Origin of the sequence: Janibacter sp. FSL W8-0316 (genome assembly GCF_038004165.1) — a bacterium.
GTDB classification, from domain to species: Bacteria; Actinomycetota; Actinomycetes; order Actinomycetales; family Dermatophilaceae; genus Janibacter; species Janibacter indicus.
This window is the reverse complement of sequence record NZ_JBBOQX010000001.1, coordinates 1,326,733-1,342,575: the sequence shown is the minus strand read 5'-3', so window position 1 is coordinate 1,342,575 and position 15,843 is coordinate 1,326,733. Positions and strand designations below refer to the sequence as shown.

The 15,843-nt window shown below is 72.0% G+C and carries 14 protein-coding genes; 7 read left to right on the top strand and 7 right to left on the bottom strand.

The genetic code is table 11. The features are described from left to right. Positions 1 to 140: 140 nt before the first annotated feature. Both NYE39_RS06585 and NYE39_RS06580 read right to left on the bottom strand, forming a co-directional pair. On the bottom strand, positions 141 to 1,607 hold the full coding sequence (locus NYE39_RS06585; RefSeq protein WP_341012186.1) for a VWA domain-containing protein: 1,467 nt from the start codon (positions 1,605 to 1,607) through the stop codon (positions 141 to 143). Continuing rightward, positions 1,594 to 2,502, bottom strand: a complete 909-nt coding sequence (locus NYE39_RS06580; RefSeq protein ID WP_341012185.1) for an AAA family ATPase — start codon at positions 2,500 to 2,502, stop codon at positions 1,594 to 1,596. The genes NYE39_RS06585 and NYE39_RS06580 overlap by 14 nt, the downstream gene beginning before the upstream one ends. 76 nt (positions 2,503 to 2,578) lie before the next feature. Here NYE39_RS06580 and NYE39_RS06575 point away from each other — a divergent pair, with 76 nt between their 5' ends. Beyond that, positions 2,579 to 3,868, top strand: coding sequence for a serine/threonine-protein kinase (locus tag NYE39_RS06575; protein ID WP_341012184.1), 1,290 nt, complete (start codon positions 2,579 to 2,581; stop codon positions 3,866 to 3,868). Here NYE39_RS06575 and NYE39_RS06570 read toward each other — a convergent pair whose 3' ends face one another. Next, positions 3,869 to 5,941 carry a VWA domain-containing protein gene (locus NYE39_RS06570; RefSeq protein WP_341012183.1) on the bottom strand — a complete coding sequence of 691 codons (2,073 nt, stop codon included), beginning with the start codon at positions 5,939 to 5,941 and terminating at the stop codon, positions 3,869 to 3,871. A 103-nt stretch (positions 5,942 to 6,044) separates the two neighbouring features. Here NYE39_RS06570 and NYE39_RS06565 point away from each other — a divergent pair, with 103 nt between their 5' ends. Together NYE39_RS06565 and NYE39_RS06560 are read left to right on the top strand one after the other, a co-directional pair. Further along, the gene (locus tag NYE39_RS06565; protein WP_341012182.1) at positions 6,045 to 6,815 is read left to right on the top strand and encodes a TylF/MycF/NovP-related O-methyltransferase; all 771 of its coding nucleotides are present in this window, start codon (positions 6,045 to 6,047) and stop codon (positions 6,813 to 6,815) included. Position 6,816: 1 nt separating this feature from the next. Beyond that, positions 6,817 to 7,740, top strand: a complete 924-nt coding sequence (locus NYE39_RS06560; protein ID WP_341012181.1) for a PfkB family carbohydrate kinase — start codon at positions 6,817 to 6,819, stop codon at positions 7,738 to 7,740. 15 nt (positions 7,741 to 7,755) lie between these two features. Here NYE39_RS06560 and NYE39_RS06555 read toward each other — a convergent pair whose 3' ends face one another. The 3 genes from NYE39_RS06555 to NYE39_RS06545 form a co-directional block, all read right to left on the bottom strand. Beyond that, positions 7,756 to 8,508, bottom strand: coding sequence for a class F sortase (locus NYE39_RS06555; RefSeq protein ID WP_341012180.1), 753 nt, complete (start codon positions 8,506 to 8,508; stop codon positions 7,756 to 7,758). Between the two features lie 7 nt (positions 8,509 to 8,515). Then, positions 8,516 to 9,307: a hypothetical protein gene (locus NYE39_RS06550; RefSeq protein ID WP_341012179.1), complete on the bottom strand. Its 792-nt coding sequence runs from the start codon at positions 9,305 to 9,307 to the stop codon at positions 8,516 to 8,518. Positions 9,308 to 9,393: 86 nt separating this feature from the next. Then, positions 9,394 to 9,771, bottom strand: coding sequence for a MerR family transcriptional regulator (locus NYE39_RS06545; protein ID WP_341012177.1), 378 nt, complete (start codon positions 9,769 to 9,771; stop codon positions 9,394 to 9,396). A gap of 63 nt (positions 9,772 to 9,834) precedes the next feature. Here NYE39_RS06545 and NYE39_RS06540 point away from each other — a divergent pair, with 63 nt between their 5' ends. The 3 genes from NYE39_RS06540 (at position 9,835) to NYE39_RS06530 (ending at position 13,777) form a co-directional block, all read left to right on the top strand. Beyond that, positions 9,835 to 11,031: an acyl-CoA dehydrogenase family protein gene (locus NYE39_RS06540; RefSeq protein WP_341012176.1), complete on the top strand. Its 1,197-nt coding sequence runs from the start codon at positions 9,835 to 9,837 to the stop codon at positions 11,029 to 11,031. Further along, complete coding sequence (locus tag NYE39_RS06535; RefSeq protein ID WP_341012175.1) at positions 11,028 to 12,590, top strand: acyl-CoA carboxylase subunit beta; 1,563 nt, start codon at positions 11,028 to 11,030, stop codon at positions 12,588 to 12,590. The genes NYE39_RS06540 and NYE39_RS06535 overlap by 4 nt, the downstream gene beginning before the upstream one ends. A 113-nt stretch (positions 12,591 to 12,703) precedes the next feature. Then, entirely contained in the window at positions 12,704 to 13,777 is a 1,074-nt protein-coding gene (locus tag NYE39_RS06530) for a S8 family peptidase (protein WP_341012174.1), read from the top strand. Here the strand turns inward: NYE39_RS06530 and NYE39_RS06525 are convergent. After that, the gene (locus NYE39_RS06525) at positions 13,762 to 14,391 is read right to left on the bottom strand and encodes a Maf family protein (RefSeq protein ID WP_341012173.1); all 630 of its coding nucleotides are present in this window, start codon (positions 14,389 to 14,391) and stop codon (positions 13,762 to 13,764) included. The two genes, NYE39_RS06530 and NYE39_RS06525, sit on opposite strands and share 16 nt — an antisense overlap. A 138-nt stretch (positions 14,392 to 14,529) precedes the next feature. Between NYE39_RS06525 and NYE39_RS06520 the strand changes: the two genes are divergently transcribed. After that, positions 14,530 to 15,792, top strand: coding sequence for a lipase family protein (locus NYE39_RS06520; protein ID WP_341012172.1), 1,263 nt, complete (start codon positions 14,530 to 14,532; stop codon positions 15,790 to 15,792). The last annotated feature ends 51 nt before the right edge of the window (positions 15,793 to 15,843 follow it).

The following is a 15,843-nucleotide window of genomic DNA, read 5'->3' as shown; positions in this document are numbered from 1 at the left end:
GAGACGACCCGGACACTGCATTGCCCTACGGCAATGCCGTGTCTTGACGTCAAGAACCCGCATTGCCGTAGGGCAATGCGGGTTCTTGATGTCGAGAGGTTGCATTGCCGTAGGGCAATGCAGACGAAGGGGGAGTGGCTTCAGCCCACCGGCAGGCGGGAGACGAACTGCCGCAGCTGCTCGATGTTGCGCACCTCGTGCATGTCGACGACCTCGCCGTAGCGGCTGGCCACGGAGTCGCCGGTGTCCCACATGCGCTCCGCCTCGGGGTTGAGCCAGGCGGCGTAGCGGGCCTGGGAGACGAGGATGCGCAGGCGGTCGACGCGCGGGTCGGTGCCGTTGGTCCGCGCGTCACCGAGGATCAGCACCGTCGAGCGCGGCCCGATGGCGTCGAGGTGCTGCTCGACGGCGTCCTCGAAGGCCGCGCCGTAGTCGCTCGACCCGTGCCAGCGGGTCATCTGCGCCTCGCGGGCCACCCGCTCGCTGATGTCCTCGCCGACCTGCGCCTCGCGCACCAGGTCGGTGATGTCGTCGCACGTGTTGACGAAGCCGATGAAGCGCACCCGGCGGAAGACCCCGGCGAGCGACTGCAGGAGCAGCATCGTGAAGCGCGAGAAGCCCGCCACCGACCCGGACATGTCGCACAGCAGGACGATGTCGGCCCGGCTGCGGGTGCGGCGCTTGTAGGCCGGGCGCACCGGCACGCCCCCGGTCGACATCGCCGCGCGCAGGGTGCGCCGGATGTCGATGGTGCCCCGCGACTGCCGCCGCTGGCGGGCGGCGAGCTTGGCCGCGAGCTTGCGCGACAGGGGCGCGATCACCGCGTGCAGCTCGGCCGCCTCGGTCTTACCGGTGAGCAGGAAGTCCTTGCGCTCCAAGGGGTCTCGCACGCCGTAGCGGGAGATGCGGTCGCGTCCGCGGACCTCGGCATTGCGCCGCGCCGACTCGGTCTCGACCTTGCGCCGGAAGGCCCCGACCCGTCGGCGGATCTCGTCGCGGTCGTAGCGGTCGCTGAGCTGCTCGGGCCGCCACGCGCTGCCCGCGCCGCCGCCGCTCCCTTCGCCCGATCCGCCCGAGCCCTCGCCGGACCCGCCGGTGACGTCGCCGGCGTCCCGCGCCCGTTGCAGCGCAGCGGCGATCGCGGTCTGCGGGGCGAGCCGCTCGATCGCCTGGTTGGCCGACCAGCCCCCGGTCGACGACTCGTTGGCCAGGCGGCCGAGCTCGCTCACCGCGCGGGCCGCGAGGCGGTCGAGCTCCTGCTGGTCACCGCGCGCGAGGGCCTCGACGAGCTCTTCGCGGATCGCGGCCGCGCGCTCGCGGGCTCCCGCGGTGTCGGTCGGCGCGAGGTCCGGAGCATCGCCCGTGCGGTGCCCCACCGCAGGCGGGAAGTGGATGTCGAAGAGCTGGTCGAAGACGGCCCGGTCGGCCGACCGGCGCATCATCGTCGCGGCGAGCCCGGTGCGCAGGCGCTCGCGGTCGTCGAGGCCGAGCGCCGTTGCGGCAGAAGCCGCGTCGGCCACCTCGGAGGTCCCGACCGTCACGCCGTGCCGGCGCAGCGCCCGGGCCAGGTCGACGAGGCGCTCGCCGAGCGGGTCAGGCGAGGGCACGGTCCAGGTCCAGGGTCTGCACGGCGAGCTCGATGTCCTCGCGGTGCTTGAGGACGACGCCGAGGGTCGCCCGGACGAGCTCGGGCTGCAGCTCGCCGCCGGTGCCGAGGCTGACGAGGGTGCGCGCCCAGTCGATGGTCTCGGCGACCGAGGGCGACTTGCGCAGCCGCATCTCCCGCAGCGCCCCGACGAGCCGCACGACGGAGGCCGCGAGGGTCTCGTCGAGGTCGGGCACGGTCAGCCGCACGATGCGCAGCTCGAGCTCGGCCTCGGGGTAGTCGATGTGCAGGTAGAGGCAGCGGCGGCGCAGCGCCTCGGACAGCTCGCGGGTCGCGTTGGAGGTCAGGACGACGAAGGGGGTCTGGCTCGCCCTGATCGTCCCGAGCTCGGGCACGGTCACCTGGAAGTCGGAGAGCACCTCGAGCAGCAGGCCCTCGATCTCGACGTCGGCCTTGTCGAGCTCGTCGATGAGCAGCACCGTCGGGTGCGCGTTGCGGATCGCGGTGAGCAGGGGTCGGGAGAGGAGGAACTCGTCGGTGAAGATGTCCTCCTTGACCGAGCTCCAGTCCGCCTCGTCGGCGCCCGCGGTGTCGTGGTGCGCGCCGGCCGCGGTGATGCGCAGCAGCTGCTTGGCGTGGTTCCACTCATAGAGGGCCCGCGCCTCGTCGACACCCTCGTAGCACTGCAGGCGCACGAGCTCGCCGTCCGTCGCCGCCGACACCGCCGCCGACAGCGCGGTCTTGCCGACACCCGCCGGTCCCTCGATGAGCAGCGGCTTGCCGAGCTGATCGGCGAGGTAGACCGTCGTCGCGATCTCGTCGGAGGCGAGGTAGCCCTGCGTCGCGAGGCGCTCGGTGACGTCGTCGACGGAGGCGAACCGGGGGGTGTGCGTCATGCCTGCAGTCTGCCGGACCCGGTCGGGCCGCCCCGCGCCGGATAGCGTGGCACTCACCACGGCGGAGGGAGCGGGCATGGGCGAGCGGTTTGCGGGGCGGTACGAGCTCATCGACCCCATCGGCGACGGTGGGATGGGCACCGTGTGGCGCGTGTGGGACCAGCGCACCCAGCAGGTCGTCGCGGCCAAGGTGCTGCGGCAGTCCGACGCGAGCAGCCTGCTCCGCTTCGTCCGGGAGACGGCCGTCCGCGTCGCGCACCCGCACGTCATCGCGCCCCTCGGCTGGGCCGGCGACGACGACCGGGTCCTCTTCACGATGCCCCTCGTCGACGGTGGGTCGGTGAGCGACCTCGTCGCCGGGGCCGGCCCCCTCCCGCCCGGGCTCGTCGCCGAGCTCCTGCGTCAGCTCCTCGACGGACTGGCCGCGGTCCATGCCGCCGGGGTCGTGCACCGCGACATCAAGCCGGGCAACCTGCTCCTGGCGGCGACCGGCTCGACGAGGCCCCACCTCTACCTTGGGGACTTCGGCATCGCGGTCGAGTCGACCGGCCCGCGCCTCACGACCCACGACGTCGTCGTCGGCACGCCGGGCTACATCGCGCCCGAGCTCGAACGAGGCGAGGATCCGTCGGTCGCGTCGGACCTCTACGCCGCCGGCATGGTCGCCACGGTCATGCTGACGGGCCGGCGCCCGGCCCGGGACGGTGCGGCCGCCACGCTCGCCGCCGGTGGCCCGGCGCTGCTCTCCCGCCTCGTCACCGCCCTCACCGACGTCGATCCGGCCGCACGCCCGGCCAGCGCGAGCGAGGCACGCGCCGCGCTGGACGATCCCTCGGTCGCGTGGACCCCCGACGTCCTCGGTGGGCTCGTCCTGCCCTCCCGGCTGCCGCCACTCCCGGCCGGTCCGTGGACGGCGCCCGAGGCCCTCACCCTCGTGCCCGAGGGAGAGGCCGGGCGTCGGCCAGTCGCGACGGCGACGGGTACGTCGACACCCCCGACGAAGGGAGGACCTCACCGTCTCGGCCTGCTCGCCTCGGTCCTCGTGCTGGTCATCGGTGTCACCGTCATGGCCGTCGCGCTCACGCGTGGCGGGGACGGCGACCGGGGCACCTCCTCCGCGACGGACCCCACGGCCTCGTCGTCGAGCACCACGACGACGCCGGCGCCGCCCCCGTCGTCCACGAGCTCACCCGCCGATCCGCCGACGACGGGCAACTACACCGTCGGGACCGTGGTGCAGCGCGAGGGCCAGACGTGCGCGCTGCACCAGGAGGACGAGCGCACCACGACCATCGAGGGCCGGGTGCCGGTCACCTGCAGATGGGACCCGCAGGAGGACGGCTACACCTGGCAGCGCGAGGACTGATCAGCCGGCGCGGCGGCGACCGCGCAGCAGGGCAACGAGCACGCCGGCCGTACCGAGCAGCGCGAGGGTCCCGCCGCCGAGGACCGGGAGCCACCCGGGCAGCCCGCCCCCGTCACCGTCGGCAGCATCCCCCTTCGTCTGGTCGTCGGCCCCGGCCTCGTCGGCGAACTCCGGTGCGCCGGAGGGCTGCCCGTCGACCGCTGCGCGCAGGCGCACCGGGACCGGGCCCTGCAGGCCCTCGTCGTCGAGCGAGGTTCCCGCCGTGAGCGAGAAGTAGTAGTACCCCGACTGACCGCTGTCGCGGACGGTGTCGCCGGACATCGCGCCCGAGGTGGCGTAGGCGTAGTGGTTGCGGTAGTTGACGCGTGGCGCGTAGCGGTGCAGAACCTCGCGCTCGTCCTGCCCGATGTTGGCCCGGACGTCCTGGGAGCCGAACATCTGGAGCCACTTGCGTGTCGGCGACCACGCCTTGAGGTCGACATTGGTCGGGACGTCGGCCGAGAGCCGTCGGCCCGGCTGCGGCACGTCGACGGTGAGGATCGGCTGCTGGCCGTAGTCGGCCTTGATCTTGTAGAAGATCTGCTCGCCCGGCAGGAGCTCGTCGGTCCACGTGCCGGGCTTCAGCTCGACGGCGGTGGAGAAGGAGCTGCCCCCGACGACGGGCTTCTCCGGCGAGGTGGCGGCCACGAGAGGAGGCGCGTCCTCGTTGACCGGCTCGGGGATCTGGTCGGCGTTGGTCGCCGCGAGCTCCTCGGTGACGAGCAGCTCGACGTCGGCCTCGTCGGTCTCGCCCTCCTCGCGCGTCACCTGGGCGACGAGCTCCGAGGCGGTGCGGCACGGGTCGGTGTCGGTGGGGGAGGGCAGCGGGGTGAGCGGGGTCGCGGTCGGCGCAGGCGATCCGGCGGCGCTGGCGCTCGAGCTCGCGGAGCTGCTCGACGAGCTCCAGCTCGAGCTGCTCGACGACTCCTTGTCGGCCCATGACGAGGAGCTCGAGGCGCTCTGGGCGGGATCGAGGTTCAGTGAGGTGACGGCATCGGCACCGATCGCGATCCGGGAGGAGTAGTTGAGCTGTGCGGCTCCCGCGCTGACGCTGTCGCAGCGGTCCCCGCCGGGCGTCTGGAGGGTGATGTCGTAGGACTCGGAGGTCTCCCCGTCGTCGTCGCCGTCGCGGGCTGCGCTCGTGACCGAGAAGTGCACGATCGACCCCGCCGTCCGGGGGATCCGGTAGTAGCGCGGGCCCTCGTCCGTGCCGAAGGTGTCGAGGTACTGGCCCGGTTTCAGCCGCGGCCCCTGGTCGTAGGCGCTCGCGCCCTTGACCCGCGTCCCGGTGAAGTCGTAGGCCCGCAACGCCCGCTGCGAGATGCGCACGAGGCTGGAGTTCAGGGCGTCCGAGTCCTGCGCGTCGTAGTACGTGCCGTTGGTCTCCTTGGCGATGCACTTCAGCTCGTCGCGGGCGTCCTCGTCGCCGGCCTTGGTCGGGTCCAGCCCGTAGCCGACCGTGTCGACCTGGATGTTGACCCCGTTTTCGACGAGCCGCTGGACGGTGGGGCACGGCGGCGGGTCGCAGTTGGACAGGCCGTCGCTGACGAGGACGATGTTGCGCTTGCCATCGGTGCCGAGGTCCTTGGCGCCCTGCTCCAGGGCGTAGCCGATCGGCGTCGCCGCCTGCCCGGTGAAGGAGTCGATCGAGCTCGTCATCTCGGCGCGGTCGATGGGACCGATCGGCACCGTGAGCTGGCTGTCGGTGCACTGCGTCGCCTTGGGGTCCTGCGAGGTCGCGGTCGCCCCGTAGACCCGCAGGCCGACCACGGCCGAGTCAGGCAGCTCCTCGACCATCGTCGTCAGCGCCCGCTTGGCCGCCTCGATCCGGGTGCCGCCGCTCGCGTCCTTGCCTCGCATCGAGCGCGACCCGTCGAGGATGAGCAGGAGCTTGGTGTCGCTCGAGGCGGAGGTCTGGTCCGACGGCGTCGGGTCGGAGGGCTGCGCGCCGGAGGATGAGGCGAAGGGGAGGGCCAGCACGGTCGTGGTGATGGCGGCGATGGTCAGCTGTCGTCCTCGTGTGGCCCCTGACATGGTGACCAACCTACGGCGTGCAGGGACGGGTGGGCAGGGGGAGCGCTCCCCGGTGGGTACGGTGGCGACATCCCTCGCACCCTCGGCAGGACGGAGCCCCACCGTGACCGACGACCAGGTCCGACGACTCAAGAGCCGGATGCTGGCCCAGCGCGCGGAGCTGGACCTGCTGCGCGACTTCACCCGGCACCCCTTCGCCGACATCACCGTGCCGCAGCGGGTCGAGGAGGTCATCGCCGCAGTCCGCGAGGAGCACCTGACCTATCTGCGCGAGGACGACCTGCGCCTCCTGGCCGAGCTCGTCGTCGAGGCGGACCGGGCCGGCCGTGAGGGCGTGGTCGTCGAGTGCGGGACCGCGCTCGGTGGCTCCGCGATCGTCATGGCCGCGGCCCGGGCGAGCGGACGCCCGATGCGCGTCTTCGACGTCTTCGGGATGATCCCGCCGCCCACGCAGGAGGACGGTCGCGACGTCCACGACCGCTACGAGGCGATCCGGCGTGGGGAGTCCTCGGGTCTCGGCGGGCAGACCTACTACGGCTACCGCGAGGACCTCCTCGGCGAGGTCACGGCGTCCTTCGCGCGGCTCGGGGTGCCGGTGGGGGAGAGCGGGGTCGAGCTCGTGCGTGGCCTCTTCGAGGACACCGTGCACATCGACGGCCCGGTCGCGCTGGCTCATCTCGATGGTGACTGGTACGCCTCGACCCGGGTCTGCCTGGAGCGTGTCGCCCCGCAGATCGTGCCGGGTGGCCGGATCGTCCTCGACGACTACTACCACTGGTCCGGTGCCCGCACGGCTACCGACGAGTACTTCGCCGACCGGCCCGGGTGGCGCATCGAGCACCGGGCCAAGGTCCACGTGGTCCGGGAGACCTGACGTGGCCCCTCGTGTCATCCACACGGCGCAGGCGCTCGTCGACGTCGTCGTCGAGGTGCCCAGCCTGCCGCGGCGCGGCGGCAACGTCATGGCCGACGTCGCCACGCGCCACGCCGGGGGAGCGGTGACGATCCTGCTCGCGGCGGTGCGCTCGGGTGTCGAGGCCGTCCACGCCGGCGCCCACGGGCGGGGGCCCAACGGCGACCTCGTGCGCGAGACCCTCGCCGCCGAGGGTGTGGTCCTGTCGGCGCCTGTCGTCGAGGACCTCGACACCGGCACCTGCCTCGTCCTCGTCGAGCCGTCCGCGGAGCGCACCTTCGTCACGACGCAGGAGGCCGAGCGGCACATCAGCGTCGAGTCGCTCGCAACGAGTGCCCCGGTGGCCGGCGACCTCGTGTGCGTCAGCGGCTACAGCCTCGTCGGCCGCACCCGGGACCCGCTGGTCGCCTGGCTGGAGTCCCTGCCCGAGGGCGTCGTCGTGGTGCTCGACCCCGGCGACGTCTTCGCGGAGCTGGAGCCCTCCCTTCGCTCCCGGGTCGTCGCGCTCACCGACGTCTGGACCGGCAATGCCGAGGAGTCCGAGCACTTCGGTGGGGCGAAGGGGATGGGGCCGGCCGCCGAGGCCGTCGCCGCACTGCTGGAGCCAGGTGCCGTCGCCGTCGTCCGCGACGGCGACCGGGGGTGCGCCGTGCGGGTCGACGGGGTGACGACGATCGTCCCCGGCTTCCCCGAGACGCCCGTCGACACCAACGGCGCCGGCGACACCCACACCGGCGTGCTCCTCGCCGAGGTGGCCCGGGGCAGCGACTGGGCGCAGGCCTGCCGCCGGGCCAATGCCGCGGGCGCCATCAAGGTCACCCGCAAGGGTCCGACGACCGCCCCGACGGCCGCCGAGATCGATGCCTACCTGAGCTCTCGCGCCTGACCGCGGCGAGTCGGGTCAGCGCTCGTCGACGAGCTCGGCGTAGACGACGACGTTGTCGACGTGGTGACCCGTCTCACCGTCGAAGTGGCCGCCGCATGTGATGAGCCGCAAGGCGGCGTGGTCGACCTCGCCGTAGACCTTGTCGGTGGGGAAGTCGGTCTTGGGGTACTGACCGACGTCGGTCACCTCGAAGACCGCGGTCGACCCGTCCGCGCGGGAGACCTCGACCCGCTGCCCGTCGCGCATCGAGCCCAGCTCGAAGAAGACCGCGGGCTTCTTGTCCCACGTGACGTGACCGGCGAGGACGGCCGGACCCAGCTCCCCGGGGGTGGGGCTGCCGGTGAACCACCCGGTGCTCGCGGCGTCCTGGGGTACCTCCATGGTGTCGTCCGGCTGCCGGCCGAGGTCGATGACCGAGCTGGTCACGCCCAGGGAGGGGATGGACACGGACGTCGGCCGTGAGCGGGACATCCGTTCGGTCGTGGCGGTAACGGCCGCGCCCTGGCTCGCCGGACTGCTCGTCCCCGGGCCCATGTGGTGCCCCGCGTGGCCGGACCCGGAGGTCGGGCTGCCCGTCGGGGACGAGCCCGTGGTCGAGCGGCCGTGCCCGGCGTGCCCGCCCTCGGACACGGCGGCGGGCGGGGGCATGCGGGTCTCCTGCTGCGACAGGCCGAAGGCCATCAGGCCGGTGCCCGCCACGGCGAGGGCGAGGACCGCGACCGCCACGCCCCGCGCGCGACGGTCGCGACCCCGGGTGCGCTCACGCACGACCGGCTCAGCTCTCCTGCGTCAGGCGACGGCGGTAGGCGAGCAGACCGACGGCGCCGACCATGGCGAAGGCGCCGGCGCCCAGCGCGCCCTTCGCCTCGACACCCTCGGTGCTCCCGCCGCCCGTCTCGACGCCACCCGTGGGCGGGGCACCAACGGCCGCGCCGGTGACCGTGCCGCACGTCGCCGGGTTGGTGGCCTCCTCCGGGATGCCCTCGACCCCGACGGACTTCGCGAAGCTCGACTCGCCGAGCGCGTCGAGGTCGTACGTGTCGTTGCCGTTGGCATCGAGGCCGTGCTGCACGATGTGCAGGTTCTTCAGCTTGGCGCCCGCGCCCTCGGGCAGAGTGACCGTGCGCGAGTACGACAGGTTGCCGTCCGCGTCGGCGGTTGGCATGCGGTCGACGGCGAGGCCGCTGTCGGGGCTCGTGTCCCCCTTCGTCGTCAGCGAGATCATGATGTCGCCGTAGGTCGGCAGGCCCTCCTCGGTGTTGACCTGACCGTCGCCGTCCGCATCGGCGGCCGACGTCGGACAGGTGAAGTCCTTGTTCTCGTCGAAGGAGCCGTGGAAGTGCTGGGCGTGGGGCGAGTTGGGGGTGAATCCCGTGCCCGTGATGTCGATCGTCAGCTGGTCACCGGCGAGCGACAGCTGTGCGGTCGACGAGGACCCGCTGTCGTTGCCCATCGTGTCCGTGAGCTTCATCGTCCACTTCTCGTCGGCGCTGGCGCCGGTGGCTCCCGCGAGGAGGATCGCGCACGCGGCCGGGGTGGCGAGTGCGGCCTTGGTGAGGGTGTGCATACCTGACTCCTTCGTCGTGGCCGGGCGATCTCGGATGACCGGAGGCCTCGTGCGGGGAGTTCGGGGCGAAGAGAGAAGCGGATGGGTCAGCGGGCGTCGAGCTCGGCGCGACACCGTTGCTCGAAGGTCTCCAGCTCGGTCAGTGCCTCGTCGAGGTCGCGTCGGCGCTGCTCAAGGTCGGCGCGCCGCTCGTCGATCTGGGCGAGCACGTAGGTCAACTGGCTGCGGCGGCCCCGCGGGGCGTCGTAGAGGTCGATGATCGTCGCGATCTCGTCGAGCGGGAAGCCCAGCCGCTTGCCCCGCAGCACCAGGCTCAGCCGGGTGCGGTCGCGCCGGTGGAAGATCCGCGTCGTGCCCTGCCGCTCGGGGGAGATCAGGCCGAGGTCCTCGTAGTGCCGGATGGTCCGGGTCGTCACGCCGAACTCGTCCGCCATCTCGCGGATCGTCCAGGTGGCACTTGTCATGGAGCGAGATCATGCTTTACGTTGACGTCAACGTCAAGCAGCCGCCGTCAAGGAAGACAGGTCATGTTCGAGCTCTCCCAGGACCACGAGGACTTCCGCGCGAGCGTGCGCGACTTCGCCGAGCGCGAGGTCGAGCCGCACGTCGCCCAGTGGGACAAGGACCACCACCTGCCGCTCGAGGTCGTCGGTCGGATGGGTGACCTCGGGCTCTTCGGCCTCGTCGTCCCCGAGCGCTGGGGCGGGTCCGCCGAGACCGTCGACGGCGTCGTCCAGTCCGACTTCACCGCGCTGTGCGTCGCGATCGAGGAGCTCGGTCGCATCGACCAGTCCATCGGCATCACGCTGTCCGCCGGCGTCGGCCTGGGCATCAACCCGATCCTCACCTACGGGTCCGACGAGCAGCGCGACCGCTGGCTGCCGGACCTCGTCGCCGGCCGTGCGCTAGCCGGCTTCGGTCTCACCGAGCCCGACGCCGGCTCCGACGCGGGCGGCACCCGCACGACGGCGAAGCGCGACGGCGACGAGTGGGTCATCGACGGCGCCAAGTCCTTCATCACCAACTCCGGCACCGACATCACCTCGCTCGTCACGGTGACCGCCCGCACCGGCACGACGGCCGAGGGGCGACCGCAGATCTCCGCGATCATCGTCCCGAGCGGCACCCCAGGCTTCACCGTCGAAGCGCCCTACGACAAGCTCGGGTGGAACATCTCCGACACCCACGGCCTGAGCTTCTCGGGCTGCCGCGTCCCCGCCGACCACCTCGTCGGCGCCGAGGGGCAGGGCTTCCGCCAGTTCCTCAAGACGCTCGACGACGGCCGCATCGCCATCTCGGCGCTCGCGACCGGCCTGACCCAGCGCATGCTCGAGCTGGCCACCGACTACGCGCAGACCCGCACCGCCTTCGGTCGGCCGATCGGCGTCAACCAGGGCGTGAGCTTCCAGGTCTCCGACCTCGCCGTCATGGCCGAGACCTCCCGCGTGCTCACCTACAAGGCCGCCTGGCTCAAGGACGAGGCCGACCGCGGTCGTCGCTCGACCCAGGAGGTCGCCAAGGCCGCGTCGATCGCCAAGCTCTACACCTCCGAGGCCGCGGTGAGCGCGACCCGCATCGCCACCCAGGTCTTCGGCGGCAACGGCTTCATGGAGGAGTACCCCGTCGCGCGCTTCTACCGCGACGCCAAGATCCTCGAGATCGGCGAGGGGACCTCCGAGGTCCAGCGCATGGTCATCGCCCGCCACCTCGGCCTGCCGGCATGAGCGGCTACCCGCTGGACCCCATGGTCGAGGACGTCCGCCGTCGCATCCGCGAGGCGCACGAGGCCTCCGAGCGGCCGACCGACAAGGCCGCGGCGAAGCTCGAGTCCCAGGGTAAACTCTATGTCCGCGACCGCATCGCCCTGCTCGTCGACGAGGGCAGCTTCGTCGAGGACGGGCGCTACGCCAACGCCCTGGCCGCCGGCCTGCCGGCCGACGGCGTCGTCACCGGGCGCGGCCTCGTCGACGAGCGACCGGTCATCGTCATCGCCAACGACCCGACGGTCAAGGCCGGCTCGTGGGGCGCCCGCACGGTCGAGAAGATCGTCCGCGCCACCGAGAGCGCGCTGCGCGAGGAGCTGCCGGTCTTCTGGCTCGTCGACTCCGCGGGTGCGCGCATCACCGACCAGGTCGAGATGTTCCCCGGTCGTCGCGGTGCCGGCCACATCTTCCACAACCAGGTCGCGCTGTCGGGCAAGGTCCCGCAGATCTGCTGCCTCTTCGGCCCGAGCGCGGCCGGTGGCGCCTACATCCCCTCCTTCACCGACCTCGTCATCATGGTCGAGGGCAATGCCTCGATGTACCTGGGCAGCCCCCGCATGGCCGAGATGGTTGTCGGCGAGCGGGTCTCTCTCGAGGAGATGGGCGGGGCCCGCATGCACTGCACCGTGAGCGGCGTCGGCGACGTGCTCGTCTCTGACGACACGGAGGCGATCGAGGCGGCCCGTCTGTGGCTGAGCTACCTGCCGCAGAACTGGCGCAGCGACCTCCCTTCGTACCAGCCGGAGGAGCCGGCCGCGGCGCTCACCTCCGCCACCATCCCCGAGCGCGAGTCGCAGCCCTTCGACGTGCACGACGTCATCGACGGCCTCATCGACGACGACTCCTTCTTCGAGGTCAAGGAGCTCTTCGCGCCCGAGCTCGTCGTCGGCCTCGGTCGGATGGCGGGGGAGACCGTCGGCATCGTCGCCAACAACTCCATGGCCAAGGGCGGCGTCCTCTTCACCGACAGCGCCGACAAGGCTGCGCGCTTCATCTGGCTCTGCGATGCCTACTCGATCCCGCTGATCTACCTCGCCGACGTCCCGGGCTTCATGATCGGGTCCGAGGTCGAGCGCGGCGGCATCATCCGGCACGGCGCCAAGATGGTCTCGGCCGTCGCCTCGGCCACGGTCCCGCAGTTCTGCGTGGTGGTCCGCAAGGCCTACGGCGCCGGTCTCTACGCGATGGGCGGGCCGGGCTTCGCGCCGGACGCGACGATCGCGCTGCCGACCGCGCGCATCGCCGTCATGGGTCCCGAGGCCGCGGTCAACGCCGTCTACGCCAACAAGATCGCTCAGGTCGAGGCCGACGAGGGCGAGGCCGCACGCGACGAGTTCATCGCCGCGCGTCGCGCCGAGTACCTCGAGGACGTCGACCTCGAGCGGCTGGCGGCGGACCTCGTCATCGACCAGGTCATCGAGCCCGAGGCCCTGCGCGACGAGCTGCTCGCCCGGCTGCGGCACGCCCGCGGCCGCGATCGCCGCTTCTCCGAGCGCCGTCGGGGGATCCCTCCGGTCTGACGGACGAGGCGGGCGAAGGGGGCGTGACCCGTCTCCCACCCCGCTCGCGCTGCGGGGGCGCCGCCTCGCCGTTACCGTGGGGTAACCAACGTTCCCTGACGAAGGACCCCTCGATGAAGACCTGGACCGCCCCCTTCGCCGCCGCTGCCTGCGCGGTCGGCCTCGTCGTCACTGCCGGCTCGGCCGGTGCCGCCACCGACGACCCGCTGCGTGACAAGCTCTACGGGCTGGACCAGGTCCACGCCGAGCAGGCCTGGTCGAGCAGCCGCGGTGCGGGCACCGTCGTCGCCGTCGTCGACACCGGTGTCGACCTCGGTCACCCCGACCTGCAGGGCCGGCTCGTGCCGGGCGCCGACTTCGTCTGCGGCGAGCAGAAGGGCTCGTGCGGCGACGGCAGCTGGAAGGGCCAGGACGGCGAGGGGCAGGAGCCCGACGTCCACGGCACCCACGTCGCGGGCACCATCGCTGCCACTGCTGACAACGGGATCGGCGTCGCCGGTGTCGCCCCCGACGCCAAGGTCATGCCGATCAAGGTCCTCGAGGACGGGTCGGGCACCAACGAGGACATCGCCGAGGGCATCCGCTACGCGGCTGACAACGGCGCCGACGTCATCAACCTCAGCCTGGGTGGCCTGCCGGGCACGCAGATCTTCTCCATCCTCGGTCTCGACACGACGATGAAGGACGCGATCCAGTACGCCCGCGACAAGGGCACCCTCACGGTGGCCGCGGCGGGCAACACCTCGACCCTGCTGTGCAACGACCCGGCCTTCAGCAGCGACTCGATCTGCGTCGGGGCCACGGACAAGAACGAGATGAAGTCCTACTTCTCCGAGCTGCCCGTGACCTTCCGCGGCAAGGGCGTCGCGGCGCCGGGCGGCTCCGGCCGACTCCTCGGCGGCGACTGCTCCGAGGACATCCTCTCGACCGTGCCGCGCGGCACGGGCACCGACGAGTGCGGTGAGGGCAAGGACTACGCGGCCTTCGCTGGCACCTCGATGGCCACCCCGCACGTCGCCGGGGTCGCCGCGATCCTCTTCGGCCAGGGCCGCAGCATGGCCAACGTCGAGCAGGCGATCCTGTCGACCTCGCGGCACCCGCTGCTCGGCACCCGCGGCGGCTACAGCGCGCTCTACGGCCGCGGCATCGTCGACGCCGAGGCCGCGGTGGCCTACGCCCGCGACTGAGCCACCGACCACCAGTCGGTGCCGAGGTCGGTGAGCAGCCGACGCAGCAGCGGCAGGCACAGCCCGACGACGGTGCTCGGGTGGCCCTCGATCGACTCGACGAAGGGGGCACCCAGCCCGTCGAGGGTGAAGCCGCCGGCCACGTGCAGCGGCTCGCCCGTCGCGACATAGCCCTCGACCTCGGCATCGGTCACCGACGCGAACCTGACGGTCGCACTCGCCGGACCCCCGGCGGTGCGGCCGTCACGCATGTCGACGAGGTGGTGGCCGGTGTGCAGGACCGCCGAGCGGCCACGCACCTGCTGCCACCGCTCGCGGGCGACCTCGGGCGTGCCCGGCTTGCCGTGGACCTGCCCGTCGACCTCGAGGACCGAGTCGCACGCGAGGACCCAGCGGACCCTCTCGTCGGTGGTGCGCGAGGCGACGGCGTCTCCCTTCGCCTCCGCCAGGAGCTGGGCCAGCCGTCGCGGCGTGAGACCCGGGTCCTGTTGCCGCGCAAGGGACTCGACGGCGTCCTCGTCGACCTCGCTGACGACCACCTGGGGCTCGATGCCCGCCGCGCGCAGCAAGCCGAGGCGGGCGGGGGAGGCGGAGGCGAGCACGAAAGAGGTCATGGGCACAGCATGCCAACGGTTGTCAGGGACTGACCGGTAGGTAACTATGGGCGAGCCACACCTGAGATTCTCCGGGCAGCGCCGCGCGCCGGGTCGGTGGACCTCGCCATCCCTCACGACAGGATTCGCATGATTTCGATGAAGAAGCGTGCCGTAGCCGCAGCGGCCCTGGCCGTTGCCGTTGGTCTGCCCCTGGCCGGCAATGCCGTCGCCGGCCCCCACGACGTCCCCGGCACCGCGGGTGCCGCGACGGTGACCGACACCCCCGAGCCGACGCGTCCGGCCTTCTACGAGCCGCCGGCCTCGATCCCGTCCACGCCCGGCACGATCATCCGCAGCGAGCCCGCTCCGCTGCTGCTGGACCCCTTCGATCTCTCCTCGAGCGTCGTCACCGCGACGCGGGTCATGTACTCCTCGACCGACGGCGACGGCACGCCGATCGCGGTGACCGGCACCGTCTTCGTCCCGAAGACGGCGTACTCCGGCTCGTCGGCACGTCCCCTGATCTCCTACGCCCCGGGCACCCAGGGCATGGGCGACAAGTGCGCGCCGTCGCGGCAGATGGAGAGCCTGGTCGAGTACGAGGGCATCGGCATCACGCCCAACGTCGCCCGCGGATACGCCGTGGCCATCACCGACTACCAGGGCCTGGGCACGCCGGGCACGCACTCCTACATGGCCCGCAAGCCGCAGGGCCAGGCGGTCCTCGACATGGCCCGCGCCGTCCACAACCTCCAGGGCAGCGGGATCACGAAGGCCAACCCCGTGGGTCTCATGGGCTACTCGCAGGGCGGCGGCGCCGTTGCCTCCGCGGCGGAGCTGGCCGGCTCGTACGCCCCCGAGCTCAACATCAAGGGCTCGGCCATCGGCGCTCCGCCGGCCGACCTGGCCAAGGTCGGGGCCAACATCGACGGCACGACCTATACCCTCTTCGCGCTCTTCGCGACGCTCGGCCTGGCCACCAGCGAGCACATCGACCCGGGCACGGTGTTCAACGCCGAGGGCAAGGAGCTCGCAGGCAGGGTCGAGAGCGCCTGCGTCTTCGACCTCTTCTCGTACGCCAACCTCGACACGTCGAAGTACACCGTGAGCGGCAAAAAGCTCGGGCAGCTGCTCACCGAGGAGCCCTTCGCCACCGCGGTCGGCAAGCAGCGCATCGGCAAGCTCAAGCCCAATGCTCCGGTGCAGATCAACCACTCCATCGGTGACGACGTCATCCCCTACGGGGTGGGCAAGCAGCTCGGGAGCGACTGGTGCGACAAGGGCTCCCGGGTCACCTTCAACGCGGGCGTGGTCCCGACCCACGTCGGCGGGATGCCGGGGCACATCGCCAAGTCCATGGTGTTCTTCGAGGACCGCTTCGCCGGTCGCAACCAGCTGAGCTCCTGCTGGCGCCTCTGACCAGGACGTGACGAAGGGGGTGCGGCGGGTTGGACCCGGCCACACCCCCTT

Excerpts from the sequence above, each read along its gene's own strand:
- NYE39_RS06545 (WP_341012177.1), bottom strand. The coding sequence starts at position 9,771 with ATGACAAGTGCCACCTGGACGATCCGCGAGATGGCGGACGAGTTCGGC.
- NYE39_RS06575 (WP_341012184.1), top strand. The coding sequence starts at position 2,579 with ATGGGCGAGCGGTTTGCGGGGCGGTACGAGCTCATCGACCCCATCGGC.
- NYE39_RS06550 (WP_341012179.1), bottom strand. The coding sequence starts at position 9,307 with ATGCACACCCTCACCAAGGCCGCACTCGCCACCCCGGCCGCGTGCGCG.
- NYE39_RS06580 (WP_341012185.1), bottom strand. The coding sequence starts at position 2,502 with ATGACGCACACCCCCCGGTTCGCCTCCGTCGACGACGTCACCGAGCGC.
- NYE39_RS06535 (WP_341012175.1), top strand. The coding sequence starts at position 11,028 with ATGAGCGGCTACCCGCTGGACCCCATGGTCGAGGACGTCCGCCGTCGC.
- NYE39_RS06530 (WP_341012174.1), top strand. The coding sequence starts at position 12,704 with ATGAAGACCTGGACCGCCCCCTTCGCCGCCGCTGCCTGCGCGGTCGGC.
- NYE39_RS06520 (WP_341012172.1), top strand. The coding sequence starts at position 14,530 with ATGAAGAAGCGTGCCGTAGCCGCAGCGGCCCTGGCCGTTGCCGTTGGT.
- NYE39_RS06570 (WP_341012183.1), bottom strand. The coding sequence starts at position 5,941 with ATGTCAGGGGCCACACGAGGACGACAGCTGACCATCGCCGCCATCACC.
- NYE39_RS06525 (WP_341012173.1), bottom strand. The coding sequence starts at position 14,391 with ATGACCTCTTTCGTGCTCGCCTCCGCCTCCCCCGCCCGCCTCGGCTTG.
- NYE39_RS06540 (WP_341012176.1), top strand. The coding sequence starts at position 9,835 with ATGTTCGAGCTCTCCCAGGACCACGAGGACTTCCGCGCGAGCGTGCGC.